This window comes from Fibrobacter sp., from assembly GCF_017545445.1.
GTDB lineage: Bacteria > Fibrobacterota > Fibrobacteria > Fibrobacterales > Fibrobacteraceae > Fibrobacter.
The window spans coordinates 1-11,681 of record NZ_JAFWOM010000061.1 but is presented as its reverse complement, the minus strand read 5'-3'; the positions used below and the strand labels follow the sequence as shown (position 1 = coordinate 11,681).

The window sequence follows — 11,681 nt, the reverse complement described above, 5'->3', positions numbered from 1 at the left end:
TTCCGCCGTGAAGCTGGCAGCTACGGCAAGGACACCCGCGGCCTTCTCCGCTTGCACCAGTTCAACAAGGTCGAAATGGTCTATTTCGCCCATCCGGAAAAGAGCTACGAAGATCACGAAGAACTCACCCGCTTCGGCGAAAAGCTCCTCGAAAAGCTCGGCCTCCCCTACCACCGCCTCGCACTCTGCAAGGGCGACCTCGGTTTCGGTGCCGCCAAGTGCTATGACCTCGAAGTCTATGCTCCGGTCGAAAAGAAGTGGCTCGAAGTCAGCTCCTGCTCGAACTTCGAAGACTACCAGGCCCGCCGCGCCAACATCAAGACGAAGATCGGAGGCAAGAACGTTTACGTTCACACGCTGAACGGTTCCGGCCTCGCCACCCCGCGCGTGATGGTCGGTATCTGCGACAACTACCAGCAGAAAGACGGCTCGCTCAAGATTCCTGAAGTGCTTCGTCCGTACATGGGTGGGCTTGAGTTTATCAAGCCGAAAGCCTAACCATGTAGTGAGGATTTTTCATAAGAAAAATCCGAGTGCGAGGTTTCGCAAGAAACCTTGCCCGCTCATTGGGGTGGTCTCGAATTCATCACCCCGAAGAAGTAATTACATTCTGTCATCCTGGAGCCAAAGGCGATAGGATCCAGAAAATTTCAAAAGCAAGTCTCCGCGGACTTGCTTTTTTATTGTCACCCCAGCCACATCGTCGGAATCGTCATTGGGGCAAGGCCCCATCCTGTCACATTTATTTTAGCTTTTCCAGCCGTTCATAAAGGTCGTACAGCCGCTGCACGCCATTTTCAAGCCCATAATAGTGTTTGACATACGGCACCAGCAGCGCAAAGAACAGCACATCGAGCGCAATCACAGCAATATCGGGTTGAACAATCAAAAACAAAATCCCGCCCACCGTCAACAGCGCAAAAAGAATCATCACCAGTTCATGAACCAAGCGCTCATGCTGAAAAAAGCCGATACGCGTCCGCACCGACAACAACTGTTCCGCCGACAAAGGCTGCCCTAAGTCAACCATATCCCAAAGTTCCAATTCGTAATCACTGATTTTCTTAAGCATACCCTAAATATAATGAAATATTGCGATTTCAAAACAGAACATGAAAAAAAACAAAAAAATTTGAGCCATTGCGAAATAGAATGTTATTTTAAATACCATGGAGCAACTTCAATATTCATCTCTGCCGTCGATGTTCTTCGCGAACTGCGACCGATCCGATTTCAAAGGATGGTATCACCGTAAAGACGGCGAGTGGATTCACTATTCCAGACAATTACTGAAGAACAACACCCAAGCGCTCGCACTTGCATTACACACCCTCGGACTGAACGAGAACGAAAGCGTTGGCATCATCGCCCCAAGTTCACCAAACTGGCTGATTGCAGACATCGCCATCCAGCTGAACCACGCCTGCGTTGTCCCGCTATTCCCGAATATTTCGTCCGAAAATTTCTCATACCAAAGCAACGACGCGAACATTAAAATTCTCATAGTCCATTCCATCGAGGAACTGGACGCGCCGCTCCACGAAAACCTTGCATTTTTCAAGACCATAGTCTGCATCGACAAGGATTCAGCACTCCCTGCAAACGGAATTTACTGGGACGACTTACTCTCAAAAGGTTTCGAGATTTTAGCCGACCGAGAGCAAGCGAAATGGATAGACTATCAGATGAACTCCATCGACCCAGATAGCTTATTCAGCATCATCTACACGAGCGGTTCCACAGGGCGACCCAAAGGCGTTGAACTCACACATAGGAACATGTTAGTACAAATTCAAAACATAGCTCCGATGTTCCGTTTCGACAAGCAAAAGGATTCTTGCCTTACGATTCTACCGGTCGCGCACGTTCTCGAACGCATGGCGGTCTATTTTTACACCATGAGCGGCGTTACGATTTACTTTGGAGACAATCCGAAAAACCTTTCGCACATATTGCGAGAAGTGCGACCGACCATCATGATTGTAGTCCCGCGCATTCTGGAACGCCTCTACGAAAGCATGACGACAGCATCGGACCGCGCCAAAGGATTCAAGCGGGTTCTCATCAAGCACGCCATCAAAATCGCCAAAATCAAGGATCCGAACAAACGTCCAAGTTTCCTGCACCGCATTTTCAATTTATTCGTTTATAAAAAAATGCGAGAAGCCGTCGGTGGCAATTTCCGCATGATTATTTCGGGCAGCAGCGCCTTGAACAAATCCATTTTGCGATTCCTTTTGAACATCGGCCTCCCTGTTTTCGAAGGCTACGGCATGACGGAATGTTCGCCAGTCGTTTCCGCAAATTGCAAACAAGCTATAAAACCCGGTTCCATCGGCAAACCGCTCCCCCATCTCGAAGTCCGCATCGGCGAAAACAGCGAAATTCAAATTCGCGGCGAGAGCGTCTTTAAAGGCTACCGCAACCGTCCCGACTTGAACGCACAAGTTTTTACAGATGACGGATTTTACCGCTCCGGCGATCAAGGCTATTTCGACGAAGAGGGATTTCTTTACTTTACAGGCCGCATCAAGGAACTCCTCAAAACGAGTACCGGAAAATACGTGAGTCCAAACCCCATCGAACTCGAAATCATACGCCATCCGCTGGTGGAACAAGCTCTTGTCATCGCAAATGACCATAAGTTTGTTTCGGCAATCATTTGGCTGAACCCCGTCGGCGCACGTCGCATGCTCAAGCCGCAAAACGAAGACTATTCCATCGAAAACGCACTGGAATCCCCCACGGTTCAAGCCTCCATCAACCGCCATATCGAACACATCAACGAAAAGCTGAATCATTGGGAACAAATTCGCAAATGGATTTTAATCGGTGACGAACTCACCATCGAATCCGGGCTTTTAACCCCCACATTAAAAATTCGGCGCACCATTGCAGAACAACGATACGCCGAAGAAATTGAAAAGATGTATCAACAGTAGGAAGTTAGAAGTAGGAAGTCGGAAGTTGAATAATCGCTGCGAAGCAGCCTAACCAAAACTTCCTACCGTCTACTGCCTACTTCCTACTAAAAGTGGATCACGCGGACCTTGATGACTTTGTCAAGCTTGCCGAGCTTTTCAATGATAGAATCATCGACCTTGCTTTCAACGTCAACGAGGTTGTAGCCAATTTTGCCGTTGCTCTTGTTAGAGAAGCTGGCAATGTTCACGCCTTCAGCACCGAAGACCTTCGTGATTTCAGAAATCATGTTCGGAACGTCCTGGTTGATCACGACAACGCGGCTCTTCACGCCAGCATGCGGATGATCGACGAGTGCCGGGAAGTTCACGGAATTGCGGACGCAACCAAATTCGATGTAGTCCTTCAATTCTTCGACAGCCATCACGGCGCAGTTTTCTTCGGCTTCTTCGGTAGAAGCGCCGAGGTGCGGGAAGCAAGTGACCTTGTCGTTCTTGATGAGGTCTGCGGTCGGGAAGTCGCAGAGGTAGCCCTGGAGGGAACCGGAAGCGAGCATTTCGTTCACCGGATCCATTTCGACAATGCCACCGCGGGCAAAGTTCATGATGTAGCTACCCTTGAACTGAGCGAGGTTCTTGCGGTTGAGGAGGTTTTCGGTAACGCCCTTGATGAACGGAACGTGAACCGTGAGGAAGTCGGAATTTGCAATCACGGTGTCGAGGTCAGCAGTTTCGACCTTGTTCGAAAGTTCATGCATGTTGTTTGCATTCGGATATGGTTCATAAGCGAGAACGCGCATGTTCTTCCAACGAGCGTAGTTAGCGACGAGCACACCAATCTTGCCAAGGCCAATCACACCGAGCGTCTTGCCGGCAAGTTCCATGCCTGCGAACTTCTTCTTGCCGCTTTCGACAGTCTTTGCGAGATCCGGATCATTCACATCAAGGTTCTTGACCCAGTTAGCAGCCTTATCGACATTACGGACAGCCATGCCGAGCACGGTCATCACGAGTTCAGCAACAGCGTTTGCGTTTGCACCCGGAGTGTTGAACACGCAAATGCCCTTTGCAGAAGCCTTGTCAATCGTGATGTTGTTCACGCCAGCACCAGCGCGAGCGACAGCCAAAAGGCCGTCAAAGTTGTCTGTATCGACCTGAGCAGAACGCACCAAGATAGCATCCGGATTTTCGATAGAATCGGAAACCTGGTAGAACGAGCCAAACAGGCTCAAGCCCTTCTTGGAAATGTTGTTCATCGTCTTAATAGTTGCCATTGTATTATCCTTTGTTTAAGTTAAAACTTAGTTGGAAGTAGGAAGTTAGAAGTAGGAAGTTGAATAATCGCGGCTTCGCCGCCAAATTTATTCTGTCTACTTCCTACTGTCTACCGTCTACTAAATCAAGGTTCCTGCCAGCGGCCTCGTTCCTTGATGAGGTTCACTAATTCTTCAATCGCGTCCTCTTCGGGAATATTTTTCTTCACCGCGGTTTTACCTTCAAAAAGCGTTATGCGGCCGGGGCCTCCACCGACGTAACCGAAGTCGGCATCCGCCATTTCACCAGGGCCGTTCACGATACATCCCATAATGCCAATGGAGATGTCCGAGAGGTGTCCAAAGCGAGCCTTGATTTTGCCCATCACCTGCTGGATGTCGTAAAGCGTACGTCCACAGCTTGGGCAGCTGATAAAGTTCGTCTTGCTGCGGCGGCAGTATGCAGCCTGCAAAATATCGAACGCGAGAATCACAGAATCCTTCGGACTCTTGTAGCCTTCGATGACCACGGCATCGCCAAGGCCATCCGTCACGAGGCTCCCGATATCGGCAGACACGCGAAGCATATCCTTTTCGCTATCCGTAATCTTTGCATAAAGGAGAATCGGATCCTTGCGATTGGCTACATACAAAGCAGAAGCCAATGCACGCACGCCCATCACCATTTCCGGGCCCGTATAGCAGAAGAGCGAACCTTCAGGAACAGCACTCGGATTTGCAGCAAAACCAGCGATATCCATCGCATCCTTGAATTCCACCACCGGCTTTGCATCCAAACCCGCCAACGCAAATTCCGCATTGCGGCGTTCGCCCGTCAAAGCAACCGCATCAGCCTTCATGCCGACGCGCACCGGTTCAGAACCGCCAATCTTTACGCCAGCAAGCGTCACCGGGAGTGTTTCCCTGCGTTCGTAATGGTACGGATCCTTTTCCAAAACCGGCACAGCAAACTTAGGCGCATCCGCCTTGATTTCGCAAGCCTTGATGAGTTCCTGCGCCACCGGCACTTCCGCCACCGGATCTTCCGTAAGCGAAACGCGAATCGTATCGGCAAGTCCATCAAGCAAAAGCGCACCAATGCCCGCCGCAGACTTCAAACGTCCGTCAGCACCGGCACCCGCTTCCGTCACGCCCACATGGAACGGATACGGCTTAAAGTGTTCCTGCTTCAAGCGAGCCGCAAGCATGCGATAAGCGGCAATCGCTACACGCGGATTGCTCGACTTCAGGCTCAAAACAACTTGGTCAAAATGTTCCGCTTCGCAAACCGCCAAATATTCGATGGCACTTTCCACCATGCCTTCCACGGTGTCGCCATAGCGGTAAATCATACGGGCCGAAAGCGAGCCGTGATTCACGCCGATGCGGATGGCGCGTCCCAAACGCTTTGCTTCTTGAACAAACGGCGTAAAGGCTTCGGCCACTTTTTCCTTGCCTTCATCAAAAGACTTGTCCGTCTGTTGGTCCAGCGTCAAAATGCCCGTATCGACAAAGTTACCCGGATTGATGCGAACTTTCTCCACCCACTTGAGTGCTTCGAATGCAGCCTTCGGTTGGAAGTGGATATCTGCGGACACCGGCACCGTGCAACCAGCAGCACGCACGCGCTTCATCACCTCTTCGAGGCCCGCGGCATCAGCAAATGTAGGCGCCGTAATACGAACCAACCCGCACCCCACCTTGGCAAGCGCCAAAGTTTCAGCCACCGTCTTTTCGACATCCTTCGGCTTGGTGGTCGTCATGGATTGAACTAAAATGGGGGCATTGCCCCCTATCACTGCTTCGCCTACGCGAACTTGAACAGTTTCCCTGCGAACCGCTTTAAAACGGTCATCAACATACGGAAGTGTAGTAAAATCTAGCATGCCTAAAATGTAGAAACTTTTACGTCAAACCATTGAAGCTTTGCCGTATACAAAGCACTTTATTGAGGGAGATGTCGTTAATTATTATAGATTGCCGCGTCGCTACGCTCCTCGCAATGACAATGTAAAATAAGATAGCCACGTCATCTATATTCAAACGCCTACAGCGCAATTATAAAAACCAAACACCCAAAATCTATTATTTTGAGTGGTTAGTCATTGGTTATTAGAGTAAATTTGGCGGCTTTGCCGCAGTTGGCAGAACTGAATTGGCAGATTCCGGCTCAAGGCCGGAATGACATGCAAAGAAATCAAGCATCGAAGACGAATGACGTCATGGCGGACCTGATCCGCCATCTAAGCACTAAGTCGCTCCTTCAGCTTTTTCCGCCTCGCATTCCTTTGTGTAATACGCTTCAAGCTCTTCACGACTCTGATCAAAATACTTTTTCAAGTTCGGGTCAAAGTGCTTGCCCATCGACTTGTCGATAATATCATAAGCATCGGCAAAGGAGAACGGTTCCTTGTAGCAGCGTTTACTTACCAAAGCGTCATACACGTCCGCAATCGCCATCACGCGGGCCTCCAGCGGAATGCTGTCGCCTTTCAAGCCATACGGGTATCCACTGCCATCCCAGCGTTCATGGTGGCTACCAGCCATGTTCTTTGCAATTTCCACAAAGAACTCGCTCTGGAAATTCGAAAGGAGGTTCTTGATGATGATAGCGCCCTTTTCAGCATGGGTTTTCATTTCGGCAAATTCTTCATCCGTAAATTTTCCCGGTTTGCAAAGCACTTTATCATCAATGGCAATTTTTCCTATATCGTGCATCGGGGCAGCCGCAATCATATCATCATAAAACTCTTTTGAATAGCTCAAATTCGGATCTTTTTGCATCTTCGCGACAAGAATGCTCACGACTTCTTTTGTACGCTTGAGGTGGGCCCCGGTAAAACCATCCTTGTTGTTGACCATTTCGGCCATCCCCACCAGCATTTGGTTCTGGAAAACGCGAATTTGGTCTTTATTGTTCTTGATGAGAGCCGCAAGTTCGGTATTATTCGCATCGAGACGTTCGATATAACGCTGAATATTCGTTTCATCTTCAATACGGAACAAAATGATCTGCGATTTACGGTTTTGCAGAACGTTCCTCATAACAGCCTTGTAGAAACGATCTTTGTACGAAAAACGATAAACCTTACCGCCCTTGGCATCCTGAAGCTGACTGATGCATTTCTTGAAAGTCTTTGAAATTTCAATATTTTTAGGCATGGCGTGATCCACACGGCACTCCAGCAAATCCGGGAAAAATTTCGAAGCAATATCGTTGCATCCCAAATAAAGCCCTTTCGGAGAAAACGCCAAATAGGCCGCCGTATTTTCAGCTTCAAGAGATTCCAGAACGCTATTCATCACATCATGCATCTTCACCAAAGCACAAATATAAAGCAAAACAAGTTCATCGAGCAAATAAACAAGCGGCATCAAGAGCGTGTCGTTTTCCATTTGACGAGCTACAATAAACAAGCCAATGGAAACAAACGTCAAAGTCGCAATAGCAATCATCGTTTTGTAACTGACATTGCGTTTCTTTTTGGCAGCTACAATAATGACTACAATATCTGCAATAACATAAAAATACAGCAGAATATTCCACAAAACATGCGCAGGTCCATAAGTCGGGATATAACTCCCGATACCATTTAAGACAACATATCTGACAGATTCGTAAAAGATATCGCTAAAGCCAACTGTACACGAAAGCCCGAACACAAGCGTACTATAGGCAAACAAGAACAGTTTCACCCATCTCGGCACATTGAACGAACACAGGCGGCAAATCAAGAGGAACAGCAAAAGCGGTAAAAAGCAGGAGCCTAAATAGCAAGCCTTATTCGCAACAATCGCCCCTTCAATCGTGGTCGAAAGGGCCAAGAAAAGATGACCAAAATCCGCAAGAACAATCGAAAAGAAAACTGCCGTAAAATAGGAATTCAACGGCCTGCGATACATACACGCAAGCAAGCAGGCATTCACGCCCGCAAACACGCACATCGCTATCAAATAATAAATAACAAACATACCATTCTCATCGACAAGTTCAACAAATTAATGATCTACAGAACAATAATAATCAATCAGTTGCTCTTGGCAATCCAAGAAGCAATCCTTCAAATGCGGGTCAAATTGCTTCCCCATCGAAGCCAATATGACATCACGCGCTTCCTTGAACGACATGCGTTCCTTGTAACAGCGCTTGCTCACCAAAGCGTCATAGACATCGGCAAGAGCCATGATACGCGCTTCCATCGGGATGTGGTCGCCAGAACGTTGTTCGGGATATCCCGTACCGTCCCATCGTTCATGATGGTATAGAGCCATATTCTTTGCGACACTGACAAAATAATTATCCTTGACTTCGGAGAGGAGCTTTTCAATGATATTAGCCCCCTTCTCCGCATGGGTCTTCATCAATTCAAAGTCGTCAACATTAAAACGACCCGGCTTGCGCAATACGGAATCGTCAATCGCCACCTTGCCCAAATCGTACATCGGGGCGGCCGCAATCAGCACATCGAGGAACTTATCCGACAAATTATCGGCACCTCTCTCGCGCATTCTCGTTACAAAAATCTTTACGACTTCGCTAGTACGCTTGATGTGACCGTCCATATTCCCCGCACGGCTTTCAGCCATCTGCGCCATGCCGACAATCCATTTTTCCTGCACCGAAAGCATTTCGGTTTCGGACATTTTCATATTCTTCTTCAAGATGGTATTGCTACGCCCGAGAGCATCGATATAGCGCTGTTCCTGCGTATTGTCCTCGAGCCTGAACAGATAGACATCCTTTCCGTGCACTTGTTTCAACACCTTCACATCGCATTTGTAATGATGCCCGGAATAATCGAATTCGGTACTTTGGCTATAATCCGTTAAAATATTGGAATCCTTGAATTTTTCGATCCGATCCAAAAAAATCTTTTGAAGTTCAGTATCGCCTTTCAAGCGGGAATCCACCCGCATATCCACCAGTTCCGGGAAGAACTCCAAAGCAATCTTGTTCGCCCCCAAATATGCGCCATCCATCGAAAACGAGAAAAAAGCGCACAAGCTTTCCGCTTCGATAGATTCAATCACGCAAGCCGTAATATCGTACCACTTGACGTTGTTGCATATGTAAAGCAAAATAATTTGGTCACACACATAGACACACGGCATGACCAGCATATCGTTTCCTAAAAAACGAGCGAAGAAGAACGAAGCTATCGTCAAAATTTCGGTAGCGATCATCGCCGAAATGTTCTTGAGCGAAACCATCTTCTGGCACAGCATCGCGCGAATGATAATCCAAATATCCAGCAAAGCATAAGTCACAAGGAACACATTAAATACAGTATGCCCCCAGCCATAAGTCGCGACGTAGTTTCCGACTCCGGCCTGCACTACATACTCGATCGTCTTGTAATACGCAGGAATATACCCGACCGTCATGGCCAAAGCGCATATGCCAAAACTGATAATAATCTGGGCTATGTAGAGCCACCAAGAAATGCGTATTTTGCAAATTTTCAAAAGGGCAAAGAACATGAACATCGGCAAGAACGAAGCGCCAAGATAGTTCACCTTGTTTGCAATGATAGCGCCTTCGACCGATTCCGAAAACCCGAGCAACCAATGCCCAAAATTCGTTACGAGAATAGCGTAAAAGACATAATAAATGTAGTTGTTCCGCTGATTTTGATAACGCAACGAAAGTACCGCCAAGTTGACGGCAGACAACACAAACATCAATGTTAAATAGATGTAACCCATATCCGCTCAGGAATATTATAATTATAAAGTTAATCTATTTTTTACAAAAAGAACAAAAAATCCTCCAAAAAAAGTCCCTTTTGAAAAAAAATCAGCCATAAATATAAAAAAAGGAAACACACAGCATTGCCATGCGTTTCCTTGAAAGTCCAATTAGACTCTTTTAAGCCATTAAGCTTCAGCCGGAGCTTCTGGAGCGGGTGCTTCAGGAGCAGCTTCAGCAGCTGCAGCCGGTGCTTCTGGAGCCGGAGCGGCCTTCGGAGGGAGCAAAGCCTTGATAGAGAGCTTCACCTTGCCCTTCGGGTCAACACCGAGGCAGAGCACTTCGACTTCGTCACCGACGTGAACAACGTCTTCGACCTTATCGACGCGGTGGTCGGCAAGTTCGGAGATGTGAACGAGACCGTCGCGGCCCGGGAGGATTTCGACGAATGCGCCAAACGGCTGGATCGTCTTGACCTTGCCCTTGTACTTGCGGCCCGGTTCCGGTTCTGCAGTGAGTTCTTCGATCATGCGGCGGCAAACTTCACCAGCCTTACCCGTCGGGGCGGCGATGTCGATATTGCCGTTGTCGTCAATGTTGATGGTGCAGCCCGTCTGAGCCTGCATGCCCTTGATGACAGAGCCACCAGAACCGATCACGTCACGGATCTTCGCGGTCGGGATGCGCATCTTGAGCATCGTCGGAGCCTTTTCAGAAACGTGCGGACGCGGAGCCGGGAGGCCGAGTTCGGCCATCTTGCCGAGGATGTGGATACGGCCCTGACGAGCCTGTTCCAAAGCTTCGCGCATGAGTTCCGGGGTGATACCGCGGATCTTGATGTCCATCTGGAAAGCCGTGATACCTTCGGCAGTACCCGTCACCTTGAAGTCCATATCGCCGAGGTGGTCTTCCGTACCGGTAATGTCGGACAAGATCTTGATCTTGCCGCCTTCCTTGACGGAGCCCTTTTCGGAGATGAGGCCCATGGCGATACCTGCAACCGGAGCCTTGATAGGAACGCCAGCGTCCATCAAGCTGAGGCAGCCACCGCAAACAGAGGCCATGGAAGAAGAACCGTTGGATTCCATGATTTCGGAAACCACGCGGATCGTGTACGGGAAGTCTTCCGGGAGCGGAAGAACTGCGGCGAGGGAGCGTTCGGCCAAGTGACCGTGACCAATTTCACGGCGAGAAAGCCCGAGCTTCTTGCATTCACCGACGGAGAACGGCGGGAAGTTGTAATGGAGCATGTAGCTCTTTGCGCCTTCGCCCTGCAAGCTTTCGAAACGTTGTTCGTCAGCCTTTGTTCCAAGCGTACAAATGACGAGACCCTGGGTTTCGCCACGCTGGAAGATTGCAGAACCGTGAGCACGCGGGAGCACGCCCATTTCGATTTCGATCGGGCGGACTTCGGTCGTGGTACGGCCGTCAAGACGAACGCCTTCGTTCAAAATCATTTCGCGCATAGCCGTGCGTTCGAGGTCACTGAAGATGCCCTTTGCATCTGCAGCGAGCTGAGCATTCTGTGCTTCGCCTTCACCGATGATAGCAAGGATACGCGGATCTTCGAGCATACGAGCGCAGAGGTCTGCCATAGCCGGATAGAAGTCCGTCTTCACCATGTTGGAGTGGACGTCCTTGTTCAGTTCGTCCCAGACAACTTCCTTGACCGTAGCAACGAGCTTGTCGTGTTCTTCACCAACAAACTTCGGCTTGAGTTCCATCTTCGGCTTGGAGCAGCGTTCAACGAGCTGCTGCTGGGCCTTGCACATTTCCTTAATCACTTCGTGACCGGCGAGGATAGCGCCAATCATCGTG

8 protein-coding genes are annotated in these 11,681 nt (G+C 49.0%); 2 read left to right on the top strand and 6 right to left on the bottom strand.

The window, feature by feature from the left end; all coding sequences use genetic code 11:
* The coding region (locus IKG78_RS06650; RefSeq protein ID WP_366074932.1) for an aminoacyl--tRNA ligase-related protein at window positions 1-498 on the top strand (498 nt) is incomplete at its 5' end.
* Window positions 499-742: 244 nt separating this feature from the next.
* Here IKG78_RS06650 and IKG78_RS06645 read toward each other — a convergent pair.
* A complete protein-coding gene (locus tag IKG78_RS06645) occupies window positions 743-1,072 on the bottom strand; it encodes a hypothetical protein (protein WP_290941280.1) in 330 nt (109 codons plus the stop codon).
* A gap of 97 nt (window positions 1,073-1,169) precedes the next feature.
* On the opposite strand from IKG78_RS06645, the gene IKG78_RS06640 reads away from it, so the two are divergent.
* Complete coding sequence (locus IKG78_RS06640) at window positions 1,170-2,942, top strand: long-chain fatty acid--CoA ligase (RefSeq protein WP_290941277.1); 1,773 nt, start codon at window positions 1,170-1,172, stop codon at window positions 2,940-2,942.
* An 86-nt stretch (window positions 2,943-3,028) separates the two neighbouring features.
* Here IKG78_RS06640 and IKG78_RS06635 read toward each other — a convergent pair whose 3' ends face one another.
* From IKG78_RS06635 to pnp, 5 genes are all read right to left on the bottom strand, one after another.
* Window positions 3,029-4,195 carry a phosphoglycerate dehydrogenase gene (locus IKG78_RS06635; protein WP_290941276.1) on the bottom strand — a complete coding sequence of 389 codons (1,167 nt, stop codon included), beginning with the start codon at window positions 4,193-4,195 and terminating at the stop codon, window positions 3,029-3,031.
* Window positions 4,196-4,320: 125 nt separating this feature from the next.
* On the bottom strand, window positions 4,321-6,060 hold the full coding sequence (gene ispG / locus IKG78_RS06630; protein ID WP_290941273.1) for a (E)-4-hydroxy-3-methylbut-2-enyl-diphosphate synthase: 1,740 nt from the start codon (window positions 6,058-6,060) through the stop codon (window positions 4,321-4,323).
* Between the two features lie 364 nt (window positions 6,061-6,424).
* The gene (locus tag IKG78_RS06625; RefSeq protein WP_290941269.1) at window positions 6,425-8,146 is read right to left on the bottom strand and encodes an HD domain-containing phosphohydrolase; all 1,722 of its coding nucleotides are present in this window, start codon (window positions 8,144-8,146) and stop codon (window positions 6,425-6,427) included.
* Window positions 8,147-8,173: 27 nt separating this feature from the next.
* Window positions 8,174-9,880, bottom strand: a complete 1,707-nt coding sequence (locus IKG78_RS06620) for an HD domain-containing phosphohydrolase (RefSeq protein ID WP_290941266.1) — start codon at window positions 9,878-9,880, stop codon at window positions 8,174-8,176.
* A 171-nt stretch (window positions 9,881-10,051) separates the two neighbouring features.
* Window positions 10,052-11,681: polyribonucleotide nucleotidyltransferase (pnp, locus tag IKG78_RS06615; RefSeq protein ID WP_290941264.1), on the bottom strand; the 1,630-nt coding region annotated here is incomplete at its 5' end.